At 72.4% G+C, this 16,907-nt stretch carries 10 protein-coding genes and 1 pseudogene; 4 read left to right on the top strand and 7 right to left on the bottom strand.

Annotation, left to right across the window (positions count from 1 at the left end; all coding sequences use genetic code 11):
- Window positions 1–47 precede the first annotated feature (47 nt).
- From IE274_RS19590 to IE274_RS19570, 5 genes are all read right to left on the bottom strand, one after another.
- Window positions 48–1,460 (bottom strand): family 2B encapsulin nanocompartment shell protein, encoded by a 1,413-nt coding sequence (locus IE274_RS19590; protein WP_190117131.1) that lies wholly within the window; start codon window positions 1,458–1,460, stop codon window positions 48–50.
- 337 nt (window positions 1,461–1,797) lie between these two features.
- The gene (locus tag IE274_RS19585) at window positions 1,798–2,337 is read right to left on the bottom strand and encodes a WD40/YVTN/BNR-like repeat-containing protein (RefSeq protein WP_190117130.1); all 540 of its coding nucleotides are present in this window, start codon (window positions 2,335–2,337) and stop codon (window positions 1,798–1,800) included.
- Window positions 2,338–2,667: 330 nt separating this feature from the next.
- A complete protein-coding gene (locus IE274_RS19580; protein WP_190117129.1) occupies window positions 2,668–3,264 on the bottom strand; it encodes a TetR/AcrR family transcriptional regulator in 597 nt (198 codons plus the stop codon).
- Between the two features lie 15 nt (window positions 3,265–3,279).
- A complete protein-coding gene (locus IE274_RS19575) occupies window positions 3,280–4,791 on the bottom strand; it encodes an amidase (protein ID WP_190117128.1) in 1,512 nt (503 codons plus the stop codon).
- Window positions 4,778–5,029, bottom strand: coding sequence for a hypothetical protein (locus tag IE274_RS19570; protein ID WP_190117127.1), 252 nt, complete (start codon window positions 5,027–5,029; stop codon window positions 4,778–4,780). Before IE274_RS19570 ends, IE274_RS19575 begins: the two co-directional genes overlap by 14 nt.
- A 246-nt stretch (window positions 5,030–5,275) precedes the next feature.
- On the opposite strand from IE274_RS19570, the gene IE274_RS19565 reads away from it, so the two are divergent.
- Complete coding sequence (locus IE274_RS19565; protein WP_190117126.1) at window positions 5,276–6,190, top strand: MBL fold metallo-hydrolase; 915 nt, start codon at window positions 5,276–5,278, stop codon at window positions 6,188–6,190.
- 75 nt (window positions 6,191–6,265) lie between these two features.
- On the top strand, window positions 6,266–7,336 hold the full coding sequence (locus tag IE274_RS19560; protein ID WP_190117125.1) for a chitinase: 1,071 nt from the start codon (window positions 6,266–6,268) through the stop codon (window positions 7,334–7,336).
- Window positions 7,337–7,544: 208 nt separating this feature from the next.
- Here the strand turns inward: IE274_RS19560 and IE274_RS19555 are convergent, their stop codons facing one another.
- The gene (locus tag IE274_RS19555; RefSeq protein ID WP_190117124.1) at window positions 7,545–10,358 is read right to left on the bottom strand and encodes a tetratricopeptide repeat protein; all 2,814 of its coding nucleotides are present in this window, start codon (window positions 10,356–10,358) and stop codon (window positions 7,545–7,547) included.
- A 293-nt stretch (window positions 10,359–10,651) separates the two neighbouring features.
- On the opposite strand from IE274_RS19555, the pseudogene IE274_RS19550 reads away from it, so the two are divergent.
- Window positions 10,652–11,050, top strand: a pseudogene (locus IE274_RS19550) (type 2 periplasmic-binding domain-containing protein); the annotation flags it as partial.
- Here IE274_RS19550 and IE274_RS19545 read toward each other — a convergent pair.
- Window positions 11,045–14,125 (bottom strand): NACHT N-terminal helical domain 7-containing protein, encoded by a 3,081-nt coding sequence (locus tag IE274_RS19545; protein WP_190117123.1) that lies wholly within the window; start codon window positions 14,123–14,125, stop codon window positions 11,045–11,047. The pseudogene IE274_RS19550 and the gene IE274_RS19545 sit on opposite strands and share 6 nt — an antisense overlap.
- A 198-nt stretch (window positions 14,126–14,323) precedes the next feature.
- Here IE274_RS19545 and IE274_RS19540 point away from each other — a divergent pair, with 198 nt between their 5' ends.
- Complete coding sequence (locus IE274_RS19540; RefSeq protein ID WP_190117122.1) at window positions 14,324–16,867, top strand: polysaccharide lyase family 8 super-sandwich domain-containing protein; 2,544 nt, start codon at window positions 14,324–14,326, stop codon at window positions 16,865–16,867.
- The last annotated feature ends 40 nt before the right edge of the window (window positions 16,868–16,907 follow it).

Below are 16,907 nucleotides of genomic sequence, written 5' to 3'. Positions count from 1 at the left end.
TCCCGGAGGGTCCGGGATGTCTCGCCCTGCCGTGCCGGCCGGGTGCGCTACCTGGGCCAGCTGGCGATCTGCACGTTCTCCAGCACACCCACCGCGTCCGGCACGAGGATCGCGGCGGAGTAGTAGGTGCTGACGAGGTAGGACGTGATCGCCTTCTCGTCGAGGCCCATGAAGCGGACCGACAGACCCGGTTCGTACTCGTCCGGCAGACCGGTCTGGTGCAGTCCGACGACGCCCTGGTTCTCCTCGCCGGTACGCATGCAGAGGATCGAGCTGGTCTTCTCCTTCGTGATGGGGATCTTGTTGCAGGGGAGGATCGGCACCCCGCGCCAGGCCGGGACCTGCTGGCCGCCGAGGTCGACGTTGTCCGGGCAGAGCCCGCGCGCGTTGAACTCACGCCCGATCGCCGCGATCGCCCTGGGGTGGGCCAGATAGAACTTCGAGCCGCGCCGGCGGCAGAGCAGCTCGTCCATGTCGTCCGGGGTCGGCGGGCCGGCGTGCGGCTGGAGGCGCTGCTTGAAGTCGGCGTTGTGCAGCAGGCCGAACTCCCGGTTGTTGATCAGCTCGTGCTCCTGGCGCTCGCGCAGCGCCTCGATGGTGAGCCTGAGCTGCTCCTTGGTCTGGTTCATCGGCCCGTTGAAGAGGTCGGCGACCCTCGTGTGGATCCGCAGAATGGTCTGCGCGACCGAGAGTTCGTACTCGCGCGGCTTCTCTTCGTAGTCGACGAACGCGCCGGGCAGTTCATGCTCGCCGGTGTGGCCTGCCGACATCGCGATCTCCGCCTCGCCGCGGTGGTTCTGCCGCCGACGGGACAGCGATGTGAACGCTTCGACGTGGCTCTGGAGGCCCGGCGCTGCGGACACCACGGCCGCGAACTCGGCGCGTGACAGGCTCAGCAGGGTGCCCGAGGTCTCCGCGGTGGCGGTCTGCTCCCACCGGGCGTCCTCGTCCAGCAGCGCGGTCTCTCCGAAGTGGTCGCCATCGGCGAGTACGTCCAGAGCGAGCTCGTCGCCATAAGGCCCCACCGCGGACTGGCTGATGCGGCCGTGGGCGATCAGGTACAGCCGGTCGGCCGGCGTCCCGCGCTCCACCAGCGTCTCGCCGATCCGGAAGTCGCGCTGGACGCATCGATCGGCGAGGGCGGTCAGCACCTCCACGTCGTCGAAGCCGCGCAGCAGTGCCAGTTCACCGAGCTCACGGGGGATCACCCGGACGTCGCCGCCGTCCTGAATGAACTCCACGGTCCCGTCGCCGACGGTGTAGCTCAGACGACGGTTCACCCGGTAGGCCCCGCCCTTGGTCTCCACCCAGGGGAGCATCCGCAGCAGCCAGCGAGAGGTGATCTCCTGCATCTGCGGGGCGGACTTGGTCGTGTTGGCGAGGTTGCGCGCAGCCGCCGTTCCCAGGCTGGATTGCCGGGGCGGCTCCGGTCGTGCTTCCAGGTGGGAGTCAACAGTCATCGGGCGAGCTCTCCTTGGTCAGGGCAGTGACGCGCGGATACGGGCGTCACTGGTCAACGGGAGCGAAAGAGGGGCAAATAAGATGGAATCAGTCCAGATCCCGAGGAACACTAATAGCCGCCTCGCCGTGCATGCCAAGGAAGTCGTCGACATTAACTCGATACGATGATCACGCCCGCGCGATGTTTCCCCGGACACCGACGGGATTCATCCAGAATCGACAGCACGTCCGGCCAAGGGCGGCTCCCCCAATCGGTCGGCCTCGGCGGCTGTCGAGAGCGACACCAAGACGAAGGCGACCGAGCCGAGTTCCTCAACCCGGATCCACGACAGTCCGTCAAGGGTGACGGATGACGAGTCGAGCCGCCGTGCCGTGCTCCCCGACGGCCCAGCACCCCGCTCCGGGCAGACAGTTGACTCCCAGCAGGCGGGCTCGGTCGAACCGCGTCCAGGACCTTCCGCCGTCGGTGCTCACATCGCTGCCGTTGGGGCCGACCGCGACAGCGGTGTGCCCACCGCCGGGAACCCAGGCCACGCTGTTGCGGAACCCGCCGGGGATCGGGGTGTCGGCGGCACTCCATGTCCTGCCGCCGTCCGCGGTATGGAACACCTGAGGGTTGTGGCCGGCTCCGCCGCGGGTGCCGGTCGTGCCGAACCAGGCGTGGCGCCGGTCGTGCGCGATCATGCACGTGCCGGTCGCCAAGGCACCGTCGTCGGGGGTCGCGGCAGGCATTCCGTCGGCCGGTGCCGGGCGCCACGTCGAGCCGCCGCCCTCAGGGAACTTGCCGCCGACAGGGTCACTCACGGCGAGGCCGTGGCGGTCGTCGAAGAACGCCACGCAGTCGTAGAAGGCGTTCGGCACCGAGTTGCGGAACACCAGTTGCCAGGTGGCCCCGCCGTCCGCGGTGCGATAGATCCGGAGCGGTGAGTTGGGGGCACCTCAACGGCCAGGGCCTCTTCTGCGTCCGGATCCCGCGCGCCGCGGACGCGAGGAGTACGCCGATCGGTGGGCCCGGCTCCGGCGGAAGGCGGCGCCCGACCCACCGTTCGGCGTGCGCCGGGGGCCGCTGTGCGCCCTGGTGCCGGGTACGCCCGGTGTGCCCCGGTGAGCCCGGCGGCAACGGCACCGCCGCCACGTTCACTGCGGACGGCACCACCGGTGCTACCGGCAGGTCCGCCCTCCCCTGCTGAGCGAAGAACGCCGGGTTCAGTCCGGCAGCCCGTCCAGTGCCCGCGCCACCAGCTCACGCGCGTACACCGTGGACAGGCCCTCCGGGCGGAACAGGATGCGGTACATGATCGGAGCGACGACGTGGTCCATGACGGCCTCGCGTGCCGGAGCATCCGCCTCACCGCCTTCGCCGCCCGCACCGTTCTCGCCGCGCTCGCGCGCACGGTCGAGGACGAGGTCGACCTGGGCGGCGGCATAGGCGGAGCACTGCCCCGCGTTGCCGCCGTCCGGGTCGCCGAGGAGCGCGTCCCGGATGTAGGCGCGCCCCGCGGTGGACGACATCTCGTCCAGGAACTGCTCGGCCCAGGCCGTGAGGTCGGCGCGCAGGGCGCCGTGGTCCGCGGGTTCCGTGTCGGGCCGCAGCCGCTCCACGGCCACGTCCGACAGGAGTTCCTGGAGGTCGCCCCAGCGGCGGTAGATCGTCGACGGGGTGACCCCGGCGCGCGCGGCGACCAGCGGAACGGTCAGCGCCTCGCGGCCCCGCTCGGCCTCCAACTCGCGGACGGCGGCGTGCACGGACGCCTGCACGCGGGCACTGCGCCCGCCGGGGCGGGCCATGGGCTTGGGACTCATATCACCACCTTAACGCTAATTTCTAGCTTCTACGGCGGGCGTCGGCGCGGGCTCTCCGGACAGCGGCGCGGGCTCTGCGGACACCGGCGCGGGCAGCCCGGGAGTCGGCGCGGACGCCGCCGCCCCGAGGACTCCCCCGTCCGGCGCGAGCCGCCCCGCGTCCGCCCGCGTCGCCTCGTACGCGCGCCCGGCCCGCAGCACCGTCCCCTCCCCCAGCGGCCGGCCGATCAGCTGCATGCCGACGGGCAGACCGTCCGCGCCCTGGCCCACGGGCACGGTCAGCGCCGGTACACCCGTGATGTTGGCGGGCGCGGACAGCCGCACATAGCTGTCGCACACGCCCTCCACGGAGCCGTCGGCCCACTGCACTGACTGCTGCCCCACGGGCGCGGCCGTCAGCGGCGTGGAGGGCGCGACGACGACGTCGACCTCGGCCAGCATCCGCGCCCAGGCGCGCCGCATCAGGGTGCGGGCGCGCTGTGCGCGCAAGTAGTCCCCGGCGAGCAGGAGTTCGCCCGCTCCGAGCAGGACGCGCACGTCGGGGGCGTACAGCTCGGGCGTCGCGCGGAGGGTCCCCTCGTGGTACGCGGTGGCCTCGGGGACCATCAGACCCCACTGGACCGCCTGGACGTAGCGGGTCATCGGGATGTCCACGTCGACGAGTCGGGCGCCGAGGTCGCGCAGCCGGTCGATGGCGTCCCGCACGGCGGATTCGACGTCGGGGGCGACGCGGTCGAAGTAGTAGTTGCGCGGGACGCCCACGCGCAGGCCGGTCAGGTCGCCCTCGCCGTGCGGCGGATACGCCTCGCGGGGCGCCGCGATGCTGGCCGGGTCGCGCGGGTCGTGGCCGGTCAGGGCGGCGAGGACGAGGGCCGCGTCCTCGACGGTGCGGGTGACGGGGCCGACGTGGTCGAGGGACCACGACAGCGAGGTCACGCCGTACCGGGGCACCAGGCCGTACGTCGGCTTGAGTCCCACGACGCCGTTGAGGGCGGCGGGGACGCGGATCGAGCCGCCGGTGTCGGTGCCGATGGCGAAGGTGGCCGCACCGGCCGCGACGGCGACGGCCGAGCCGCCGCTGGAGCCGCCCGCGACACGGCCCTCGTCCCAGGCGTTGCGGGTCTGCGGGGTCGTCAGGCCGTAGGCGAACTCGTGGGTGTGGGTCTTGCCGAGCAGGACGGCGCCCGCGTCCGCGAGGCGGGCGGCGACGGTGCTGTCCTCGGCGGCGATGTGGTCGGACCGGACGGACGAACTCGCCGTCGTGGGCTGCCCCTTGACGTCGATGAGGTCCTTGAGGCCGAGGGGGACGCCGTGCAGCGGGCCCCGGTGGCGCCCGGCCGCCATCTCGTCCTGGGCCTCGGCGGCCGCGCGTCTCGCCTCGGCGGCGCGTACGCCCACGAAGGCGTGCAGATGGCTCTCGACGGCCTCGGCGCGCGCCAGCACGGACTCGGTGAGTTCGACGGGGGACAGTTCCTTCGCGCGGATCGCGGCGGCCGCGTCGGCGAGGGTCAGCTCATACGGTCGCACGGGAAACCTCCAGCTCATCGGTGTACGCGCGGGCGAGTGGCTCAACGGCGTACGCGGGGGCGGGCGGAACGTCGCCGAAGTCCAGCTCGCGCAGGGTGGCGACGACGGCCTGGATGTGGTTCGCGGTGGCGGTCACGGCCGCCAGGCGCTCGTCGGCCAGGGGAAGTCCGGCGCGGCGGGCCCATTGGGCGGCTTCCTGAGGGGTGAGGTCTTCGGGCGCGGGGGCCTCGGGGGGCATGGGTTTCTCCGGGTGTGCGGCGGGAGGTGACACGGAGCCCTCTCGGGCGCCGCTAAAGCTAACGACTTGCGTTAGTGGACAGTAGCGCCTACCGTCGCTTAACGCAAAGGGATTGCGTTTAGTCGCACAGGGTGCGGCTCACGCCCACCCGGCACCCCGCCCGCCCGTTCACCCGTCCACCCGCTCACTCGGCGACCGCCCGGGAAGCACCGGGCGAGCACCCGCCCGTCACGAGAAAGGCCTGCCATGTCCCCGCAGCCCCCCGCCACCTGGAACCTCGGCGGCATCACCGCCCACCGCATCGACGAAGTGGCACTCGCGCCCGAGACGGGCCCCTGGCTGCTCCCCGACGCCACCCCGGACGTCGTCGCCGACACCCCGTGGCTGCGCCCCGACTTCGCCGACGAGGCGGGCACGCTCCACCTCAGCAGCCACAGCTTCGCGCTCACCCTCGGCAGCCGCCGCGTGCTCGTCGACACCGGCATCGGCAACGGCAAGGAGCGCGCCAACCCGGCCTGGCACGACCTGGACACCGACTACCTGGACCGCCTGACCCGCGCAGGATTCGCCCCCGACACCGTCGACCTGGTCGTCCTCACCCATCTGCACGCCGACCACGTCGGCTGGAACACCCGCCTGGACGGCGCCGGTTGGGTGCCGACCTTCCCCAACGCCCGCTACCTCAGCACCCGTACGGAGTGGGACCACTGGGCGGCCGCGGACATGGAAGCGCCCCGGCGCCAGATGTTCCGCGACTCCGTCCACCCCATCCGCGACGCGGGCCTGCTCGACCTGGTGGACACCTCGGCGGGACCGGTCGAAGTCGCACCGGGCCTGCGCCTCCTGCCCGCCCCCGGGCACACCCCCGGCCAGGTCGCCGTCGAACTGCGCGGCGACGACCGCACCGCCCTCATCACCGGCGACGCCATCCACCACCCCGTCCAGCTCGCCCGGCCCGACATCGGCTCCTGCGTGGACATCGACCCCGCCCTCGCCGAGCGCACCCGGCGCGCCCTGCTCGCCTCGGTGGCCGACACCGGCACCGTGCTGCTCGGCAGCCACTTCGCCGCACCCACGGCGGGGCGGGTCGCCACCCAGGAGGGCGCACCCCGGCCGGACTCCGCGTTCCGCTTCAACTCCACATTGGCCCAGACCTATTGACGAAAGGTCTATACCTACTTACCGTCTGGCGCATCACATCCCATCCGCAGCAAGGCCTCCCCGAGGGAGCACGCCATGATCGGTCGGACGGTACGTCTGTTGGGAGCGGCCATCGCGCTGGCCTTCGCGGCGCAGCTGCCGGCCGCCGCGGCGCCGGACACGCCCAGGGCGCCCAGGGCGCCGCAGGCGGACACCTGCGAGGTGAAGTCGAAACCCGCGGGCAAGGTGCTCCAGGGGTACTGGGAGAACTGGGACGGTGCCTCGAACGGCGTGCACCCGCCGTTCGGCTGGACCCCGATCACCGACTCCCGGATCGGCGCACACGGCTACAACGTCATCAACGCCGCCTTCCCGGTGATCCGTTCCGACGGCACCGTGCTGTGGGAGGACGGCATGGACTCCACGGTGAAGGTGGCGACACCCGCCGAGATGTGTCAGGCCAAGGCGAACGGCGCCACCATCCTGATGTCCATCGGCGGCGCCACGGCGGGGATCGACCTGAGTTCGAGCGCGGTCGCGGACCGCTTCGTCGAGACGATCGTGCCGATCCTCAAGAAGTACAACTTCGACGGGATCGACATCGACATCGAGACCGGCCTCGTCGGCAGCGGCAACATCAACCAGCTGTCGCCGTCCCAGTCCAACCTCATCCGCATCATCGACGGCGTGCTCGCCAAGATGCCGCCCAACTTCGGCCTGACGATGGCCCCGGAGACGGCCTACGTCACCGGCGGCAGCGTGGTGTACGGGTCGATCTGGGGCGCGTACCTGCCGATCGTCAAGAAGTACGCGGACAACGGCCGCCTGTGGTGGCTCAACATGCAGTACTACAACGGCAGCATGTACGGCTGCTCCGGCGACTCCTACTCCGCGGGCACCGTCCAGGGCTTCACCGCGCAGACCGACTGCCTCAACAAGGGCCTGGTGATCCAGGGCACGACCATCAAGGTCCCCTACGACAAGCAGGTGCCGGGCCTGCCGGCCCAGCCCGGCGCGGGCGGCGGCCACATGTCGCCCGGCCTGGTGAGCCAGGCCTGGCGGAACTACAACGGCGCCCTGAAGGGCCTGATGACCTGGTCGATCAACTGGGACGGGTCCAAGGGGTGGACGTTCGGGGACAACGTGAAGGCGCTGCAAGGGCGTTGAGGCCGAGAACGACGGCCTGAGATCGTCCGGCGGCCGGAGCCACGCTCCGGCCGCCCGCGCGTTCGGCGCCGAGGGGCCAGGGGTGCCCTGGGAGGCTTTCGTCGTACGCGGTACGCCCGCGCAGCGCTGGCTCGTCGCACCGCGCCACCGGCAGCGGCAAGACCACGCGCGGCGGCACCCCGTACGCCTGGGCTGAGCCCCCGGGGCTTCACCAGGGCCCGTTCCAGTCCCCCACACCATGGGTCGTCCCGGCCGGGTCACCGCCCCGTTCCAGGTCGCCCGACTGAAAGCGCATCAGGCGGCGGCGTACGTCCTTGGCCTCGTCCGGGCGGTTCAGGGCCGTGAGGGTGCGCGCGTGCAGGTCGACGGCCTCGGGCAGGCGCGCGCCGAGCCGACCGGGCCTGCTCGCCAGCGGCCACAGCAGCGCCACGGCCTCCTCGATCGTGGCCAGGGCGTGGGACAGCTCCCGGCCCTGGGCGAGGCGCATCCAGGTAATGGTGCACAACAGCCCCGCCAGGTCCGCTCTTTCGCGGTCCCCGCCGGTCGCCGCGAACCTTCCCCGCAGGTCGATCGCCTCGCTCCACGCGAGGTGCGCCCGGCTGTGCTGCCCCGCCCGGAACGCCTCCAGGCCGAGGCTCTCCAGCGAGGCGGCCAGGGCCGGTTCATACTGTCGCGGGTGGCGCTTGGCGAGGCGGCGCCGGATGGCCGCCGTCTCCTCGAGGACCTGGCAGGTCTCGGCCCGGTGGTTCAGGGGCGCGAGGCAGGCACCGAGGTTCAGCAGGGCCGCCGCGAGGTCCTCCTCGTACGCGGCGGGGCTGACCTCGGCGAGGCGGCGCAGCACGGCCACGGCTTCCCGGGCGGCTTCGCGCGCCTGGGCGGGCCGGGACACATGGGTCGAGCGGCGGCTGAGGTTGACGAGCGCGGAGGCCAGGGCGGGTTCGTGGGTGTGCGGGTTGGTGCGGGCCAGGTCGCGCTGGATCGCCACCGCCTCCTGGGCGGCGGTGTGGGCCTCCTCCCTGCGTCCCGCGTGCGACAGGCAGATGGCCAGGTTCGCCAACGTCGCGGCGAGCGGGGCCCGTTGGGCCGCGGGGACGTCAGGTCCGGCCTCGACGACCAGTCGGCGTCGGATCTCCACGGCTTCCTGCACGATGTCGAGTGCCTGCGCCCACTGGCCCTCGGTCGCCAGGTCCGCGGCGTAGTTGGACAGCGCGAGGGCGAGCGCGTCGGCGTGCCTGCCGGGCTGCTCGTCGCCCAGCCTGCGCAGCAGGCGGACGGCCTGCCCGGTGGCCGCGAGGGCGTCCGCGAACTGGCCGTCCTTGGCCAGGTAGACGCCCACGTCGCAGAGCACGACGGCGAACGAGGGCTCCGCGGCATCGGTGTGCGCGGTGCTCATGCCGCGCCGGATCGCCATGGCCCGCCGGCCGGACTTCAGCGCCTGGTCGTGCAGGCCCGCGTGGGACTGGCGCTGGGCGAGCGCGTTCAGGAGCCGCGCCTGTTCCTCCGGGTCCTGGGTGCGGCCGAGCCGGTGGTCGGCGAGGCGCTGGGCGAGGGCGGCGGCGCCGGAGTTGAGGTCGGTGTGGGGGCCGTCGGGCAGATGGGCCTCGATCCCCTCCAGGACCTCCGGATCCAGGCCGGCGATCTCGCTGAGCGTGGCGAGAGTCGCCCCACCCGCCGCCACCCCGAGTTCCGGCCGTTCCCGGAGCAGGGGCCCGAGCTGCGCTTCCCGCACATGGGGCCAGCGCGCCGCCGTGGCGACCAGGGTGGCGAGGACGCGCCGCCGGCACGGCAGCGCGTCGCCGTCGAGGAGGCGGCGGGGCGCGTCCAGCGCCCACGGGTCGGGGGCGAAGTCGTCTATGCCGTGTCCGGCGACGCTCAGCGCCAGGAAGTCCTCGGCGAGGCGGTCCGGATAGAGGGGTTCCAGAACGGTGCCGCCGATGCCGCCCCCGTCGGCCGGGTACGACAGGGCGTGGTCCTTGAGGATCTGGTCGGCGTGCTCGCCGGAGCCGACGCCGATGCGGGACAGCACGGCCAGGGCCTCGCGGTAGCTGAGCGCGCTCGTCATCGCCGCGGTGTAGACGACCTGCCCGAAGGCGTGCGGGGTGATCCGGACGCGCGCGTTGCCGTGCAGCGTCTCCCAGTGCGCGCGCTCGCGTGCCAGCAGGTACGCGGAGACCGCCGCCGCGCCGTCGGGCGCGGCCCGGCCCCGCCGGTGGGCGTCGACGGCGGCGAGCGCGGCCATGTGGACGGCGAGGACCTGGCGGTACTCGGGGTCGGCGCTCAGCCCCTCCGGCGGGACGACGGCGTGGGCCTCGCGTACGCCCAGGGCCTGGGCGAAGCAGTCGCGTGCGGTGCGGAACAGGGTCTGCGACGAGACCCCGGCGTCGTCGGAGAGGCCGGGCAGCGCCAGGTCGGACGCCGGGATGTCGAAGTCGCCGAGGCGGTGGACGAGGTGCTGCCACCAGGTGCCGCGCGGCCGGGCGACGAGCAGCACACGGACGCGGCCGCCCTGCCGCACGGCGTCGAGGAGCAGCTCGATCAAGTCGGCCGTGGGCCAGCGCTCCGCGTAGTCGACGACCATGAGGACGCCCGCCCCGTCGCCCACCCGCCCGCCGATCGGCACGGAGGGCGACAGCAGGCCCGCCGTCACGTGCCGCGCCTGGAACACGCGCCAGCCGTCCACATGGCTGCTCCGCGCGAACTGCTCGGCGATCCGCGACTTGCCCTGGCCGCCGGGGCCGTGCACCAGGAACGCCGAGACCCGCTCGGGCCCGTCGCGCCACGCGGCGAGGCGGGCCAGTTCGTCGTGGCGGCCGGTGAAGTCGACGAGGGCGTACCGGGCGTCGAGCAGTCGGGCGGGCTGCTGCCGCACCCAGGTGTCGGAGATCGCCGGTCTGGTCAGCGGGAAGGCCGACACGGCGTAGAGCGGTCGCTCCGCGCCCAGGTGGAGCGAGTTGATCTCGCGCGCCTGAATCACTGAGCCATGGATCGTCGCGCCCTCGACCCACTGCCGATGCACCGTCACGTCGGCCCCTGCCGTCCCACCTTGGTCCTCCGTCGCCCGCTCGTCACGAGCACCCCATCGTCGCGAGCGCCGGAACCAGCCGACTCCGAATCGGCCAACATGTCCATCGACGGTTCCTGCCATGCTAATCCGGAGTTCACCAGGGTCTCGTGCCGGTGCCGCACCGGGTGGCTGCTACGGCCGTGTGAACAGCGTGTGGCAGGGCCCTCGGCGGCGCCCGGAGCCGTTGACGGGGTCGAAAGTCCGGTGCTCAACTGTTCGCATGTTCCCTTCGCAGCCGCTGGTCTCACGCGCAGGAGAAGCTGCTCGTCGACTGGAGCAAACAGAACGTGAAGGCGGGCCGCGCGGCCACCCACATCAAGTACTTCCAGAACACCAGCGACTACTACCTCGCGCTCGGCTCGGGCCGCATCGACGCCTATCTCGGCCCCAACCCCGTCGCCGCCCACCATGCGGCCAGCACCGGCAGGACCGAGGTCATCGGCAGCTTCTCGGGAGCGGGCGACGGGCTCCAGGGCAAGATCGCCGCCACCACGAAGAAGGACAACGGCCTGGTGACGGCAGTGCACGAGGCGCTGAAGCACCTCATCGACGAGGGCAGTTACGGCCAGGCCCTCCGGCGCTGAGGGCTGGCGGACGAGGCCGTGCCCGCCTCGGAGGTGAATCCGCGGGGGCTGCCGAAGAGTTCATGAATCGTTGCTGCCGTGGGCGATCCTGCTGTACAAGCGGGGGTAATGGGTCTCGACGTGATCGCTGATCCGAGCGACGAGCGCCATGCGGTGTCTGAATATCAGCCACTTGAAGACAAGCCGGGACTGCTCCAGGCTGAGCCGAGGCAGGTCACGGTCGAGCAGCGCGATCAGGATGGGTGCGAGACGTTGGGTAACCGCCTCCGACGAGGCGAGGACCGGAAACGCCGCGCCGATCCTGCGGTACGAGTCCACGATCTCCTCGGCGGCCAGCTCCGATTCGCCCATCAGCCACAGCCGGAGCAGGTCGTGTGCGGTGGAGGTGGCGAGCCGGGTTCGGTCGCCGCTGAACGTGGTCACCAGCGGCCCCAGTGACTCGAACAGCGGCCGCAGCGCCTGCAGCGCGACCCCGTCGTTCGTCCCGGCCGAGACATCCATCTTGTGCCAGATCTCGTTCCAGTACGTGCGGTGCCAGACGATGTGCCCCTCCTCCCACGGGGCCCGGTAGAGCCAGTAGGCGTCCACCTGGTCCGGCGCCCCCACCTCACCCAGTTGAACGGCCACTTCGAGATCCCGCTCCCGTCCCTGCCTGGTGCGCCGCACCCGCAGCGAGACCGCGAGGTCGGTCCACTCCGCCTCGTTGAGGGAGGATCGCCACAGCAGCACATGCCGGTGCCACGCGCTGCCCACGTCCCCGCCGAACGGAAACAGCGCGCCGGCCGTCGTGCCGCCGGTCAGCAGCAGGGCGAGCACCACCAGATTCGCGCTGTAGATCCCGTGCCGCGAGGCGACGCGGATGCGGCGCGGGAGATACGTCGGGTACGGCTGCTCCGCACGCAACTCCCGCTCCCCCATGGCCCGTACGACGAGGGGTCCCAGGGCCGCCCGCTCCGCCTCCGGGAGTCGTTCGACGCGGGCACGGGCGAAGCGGAGCATCTGCCGCGACGAGAGCGGCGCGAAGGAGAGCAGGGCGAACATGAGGTCGTCGTTGAGCGGCTCGCTGCCCATCGAGAGGACCGGGCGGTGGTCGAGCAGCCCGGACAGGAGCCGCACCGCGAGGCGGACCGCCAGGTACTCCCCGAACGTCGCGTGCAGGAACTCGTACGTGGACAGCTTCTGGCCGCCCCTGATCGACTGCGCTCGCTGCACGAAGAAGAAGCGTCCGAGGGCGACTTCGGCCCGCCCCAGCGGCGCGCGGAGCCCGGAGGACCGTGTCGACGCCCGCCCGATGAGCGCTGCCAGATCCTCGTCGAGCTCGGCCGTCGACACCCACTGGCGCCGCCGGTTCAGCATCGCGAAGGCCACCAGCGAGAGCCGTTCCAGCTCCTCCTCGACCCGCCGCTCCACGTCGTGGTCGGGGACCCGGAGGTCCTTGGACACCTCGCGCCGGGCGAAGGAGCCGAGCAGCGCCTCGTAGAGGTCGGCCTCGTCCAGGGGGCGTTCGTCCTGGCCTCGCAGGTCGTTCCCCGCGGCCTGGTAGAGGGCGAGCATGGTGAGGAGCAGGGGCTGTCCGGCCAGGGCGCGGTGCGGCGCGACGGCGCCCCAGGTGAGCGGTGGCAGGCCCATGGCCTGGAAGTTCATGGCGTTGGTGAGGTTCCACTGCTCGATCCAGAGCTGGATCTGCTCCTTGCGGAAGGGTTCGAGGCGCAGCGCGACGGTGCCCTGCGGGTAGCGCGCCCGGTCGGCGACCGCGGTGCGGCTGGTGACCACGGCCAGGACCGGACGTCCCTGCTCGGCCTCGCGCTCCTGGAAGCGGGCCACCCGCACCAGGAAGTCGTTCTGGTGCACTCCCGTGGTCTGCAGCAGCTCGTCGAAGCCGTCGAGCAGGACGACCGGCACCGCCGTGCCCGCCGAGCGCACCAGACCGGGCCAGGTGGCGTGCTCTCCGGTGGCCTCGCGGATCGACTGCTCGATCTGGTCCTGGATCTCGTCGTCCGCACGTACGTCGCGCAGCGCGACCCGCACCGGCAGGAATCCCGCCGCCGGCAGCCGGGCCGCGAGGATCCGCATCAGCACGGACTTCCCGGCGCCCGGCTGGCCGAGCACCAGCAGCGGGGCGGCCGCAAGGCCTTCCGACGTCAGTGCTCCCACCAGATATCCGGTCAGGTCCTGCCGGACCGGGGCGCGCGCCCACCACTCCTCGTCCGCCGGGCTGCCCTGCCCGTCCACGGCCCGCACCCGGAAGTCGGGGTCCAGGTAGGCCTGGGCCAGGGTCGGCACCAGGATCCCCTCGGGGGCCTCCTGGGCGTCGAGGATGCGCTGCCCCAGCGCCGACTGGTGCGCCCGGGAGAGGGCGCCCGCGACGTCCACCGGCTGCTGCCCCAGTGCGGCGCTCGCGGCCAGGACCTGTTCCAGACCGGCGAGTGCCCTGCGCAGTTCGGCGCGCGTGGCCTGGTGCTCCACCTGGCCCGACCAGAAGCCGAATTCCGGCGCTTCGAGGGCGAGCCGCGCGTACAGCGCCTCGTACTCCTCGACGGCGAGGCGCGGCACCACGGCACGCACGATGCGGGCGGCCGCGTCGCCCGCGGTCTCGTCCAGCCCCTCCCACACGGCGAGCCCGCGCAGGAAGTCCAGCGTCCGCATCGCCAAGTGCTCGTACCAGGCGTGGAGTTCACCGATGTGGTTCTCGTAGGGCAGGTGCGGCGCGGGACGTGGAGCGTCGACCTGTGCCGCGTCCTGCGTGAAGCCCTCGCCCGAGGGCGGCCCGCCGCCGGCCACCAGCAGCTGCTCGCGGCCGGTCAGCGCCACCTCGTCCAGGGAGAAGGGCAGTTCGGCCTTCTCCAGGGCGTCGAAGAAGGCAAGGACGACGATCACAGTGTGGGCCGCTTCCAGGACACTGGTGCGTTCCACCCGGCCGTCGGTACGCCCCAGGCGCTCCCCCAGGCCGCGCCACGCGTCGCGCCCGAGGCCGAGCACCCGCCCCCGGGCGTCGAACATGCCGAGCACGCCGCCGCTGAGGCCCCCGGTCGCCAGGTTCAGCGCGCCGCCAAGGGCGCGGTCGAGCGCCGCCACAGCGGGCGGGTCCCCGCCCAGGAGCTTCAGCGCGTCCCCGAACGACAGCAACCTACGCGGCGTCAACAAATCCCCCCGAGCATGCGTTCCACGGTCTGAGAGGTCAGCCTGACACGAATGGAGCACCCTGGCCCCCGGTTCGCCGCGCATCGGTGGCGTCCACCCCAGCAGGGCGGAGCGACGTAGCGAGCCCTCTTGTTGCCGGTCGGGGCATCTGCTTGACTCCGCCCGCCGGAGCGCCACCTCACGGGCGGAGGAAGCCTGATGGACATCACCCGCAGACGTCTGCTCGCCGCCCTCTCGGCGGCCGGGTTCCTGTCCGTGGTCCCCGTGGGGCCGGTGAGCGCTGCCGCCGCCGCGGCGGGCGTGGCGCGGCTGCGCGCCAACACGGTGGCGGTGTTCGCCGGGACACCGGAGTCCAACGCCCGGCCGGAGACCGCCGGGAAGCTCGCCGCCGTCGACAGGGCGGCGCGCACGAACCTCAAGGCGATGGACGACGCGGGCGCGGGCGAGCTGTTCGCCGGTCTGGCGCTCGGCACCGACGACGCGAACCTGTACACCGCCTACCGGTGGCTGTACGAGATCGCCCTCGCCACCCGCGTCCACGGCGGTGGCCTGTACGGGGACGCCACCGTGCGGCGGCGCGTCGTCGACGGCCTGGTGTGGCTCCACGAGCGGTACTACGGCGATCAGTCGAAGGGCTACTACGGCAACTGGTTCAACTGGGAGATCGGCATCTCCCAGCAGGTCAGCAAGACCCTGGTCCTGCTGTACGACGAGGTGCTCGCCCAGCGCCCCGACCTCGTGCGCACCTACGTCGCCTCCATGGACGCCTATCTGCGCAACGGCACGAACGGCGACGTGAACCTCGACTCGCGCTTCCACACCGGCGCGAACCTCGCGGACATCACCACCAACCGCGTCCTGCAGGGCGCGCTCCTCGACGACACGGCCCGCGTCCGCAAGGCCCTCACCGACCAGCTCACGGTGTTCGCCACCATCGACCCCTACCACCTCGACCACGGGGTCACGGACGGCTATTACGCCGACGGCTCCTTCATCCAGCACGCCTCCGTGGCGTACACCGGCTCCTACGGCAAGGGGCTCCTCACCCGGGTCGTGCAGACGCTGAAGATCCTGGACGGCACGGGCTTCGCGCACGGCGAGGAGCTGGTGCCCGTGGTGCACGGGTGGGTGCGGAACGGGTTCGCGCCGCTGATCTTCGAGGGCTGGATGATGGAGATCGTCAAGGGCCGCGCGGTGTCGCGCACCGACTCCGGCTACACGGACGTCGCCGTCGTCGTCGAGGCCGCCGTCGACCTCTCGTCGCTCGCCGAGGGCGCCGCCGCCACCGCCCTGAAGAGCTACGTGAAGCACCTCCGCGAGACGTCCCGCGCCACCCTCGACCCGGCCCGCTTCGTCTCGCCCATCAGCGTCGTGCGGTACGCCGACATCCTCGCCGACGCCTCCGTCCCGGCGGCCGACCTCAACCCCGCCGCGCGCAGCGTCGCCTTCAACGCGATGGACAAGACGGTCCACCGCAGACCCGGCTACGCGTTCGCCCTGTCGCGCAGCTCGGCGCGGATCAGCAAGTACGAGTACATGAACGGGGAGAACCTCATGCCCTGGTTCCAGGGCGAGGGCGCGCACTACCTCTATCTGTCGGGGCAGGACCAGACCCGGGCGTACGGCGTGGACTACTTCACCACGGTGTCGCCGTACGCGCTCGCGGGCGTCACCGCCCCGGCCGAACAACGGCGCACCGTACCGGAGTTGTACGGCAAGCCGTACTACGACAACCCCGGGCACCCGTTGAACTTCACCTCCTCCTCGGAGTCCCAGAACAAGTACGTCTACTTCCCGCGCGGCACCCACGCCCACTCCGGCGGCGCGGTGCTCGGGGCGTACGGCGCGGCCGGAATGGTGCAGTCCAGCGATGTCGCCTACCAGGACCGGGAGTTGCTGCCCGAAGACTTCGTCGTCCACCAGGGCGCGGCCGCCACCAAGTCGTGGTTCCTGCTCGACGACGAGATCGTCGTCCTCGCGGCGGGCGTCGGGGACCCGGCCGGGCGCGCGGTGACGACGGCCGTCGACGCGCGGATCGCGGCGCCGGACGACGCGGTGTCCGTCACGGGTGTGCGCGACGACGGGCGGCCCTGGACCGGCCCGGGCACCGCGGCGCTGCGCTGGCTGCGGTACGCCAACGCCACGCAGGGCACCGCCGTCGGCTACCTCTTCCTCGACGCGCCGCCCGTGCGGGTCGGCCTGGACCGGGTCACGCGCAGCCGCCGCGTCGTGCGCACGGCGAATCCGGACACGGCGGTGACCCGTCAGGTCTTCGGGGTGTCGGTCGAGCAGGCGGCCGGGGCGCGGTCGATTCGGCTGGCCTACGCGTTGGTGCCGAACGCGGAGGTGTCGCGGCTGCGGTCGTACGCGAAGGGGCCTCTGCGGGTCCTCGCCAACTCCCCCCGCACGCAGGCCGTGTCCCATCGCGGGCTCGGCCTCACGGCCCTCAACACCTTTGCCTCCGGCCGCCACGACGCCGGGGCCCTGCGCGTCGAGGGCCCCTCGTCCGTCCTCGTGCGCCGCCCGCCGGGGTCCGACCTCACCAGCGTCGCCGTGTCCGACCCGACCATGGGGCGGGACACGGTCAGCGTGGTGCTTCGGGGGCGGCGCCTGCGCGAGGTGCAGGCGGACGAGGGGGTCCGGGTGCGGGCCGTCCCCGGCGGCACCCGCATCGACGTCAGCACGCGCCACGCGTACGGGCGGAGCTTCACGGTGACGTTGCGCGGGCCGCAGCAGCACTGACGTGGACCTCGGCCGACCCGTCCCGCCCGCACCGCCAGCG

This window comes from Streptomyces flavofungini, assembly GCF_014650815.1.
GTDB lineage: Bacteria > Actinomycetota > Actinomycetes > Streptomycetales > Streptomycetaceae > Streptomyces > Streptomyces flavofungini.
This window is presented reverse-complemented; position numbering and strand designations above follow the sequence as displayed.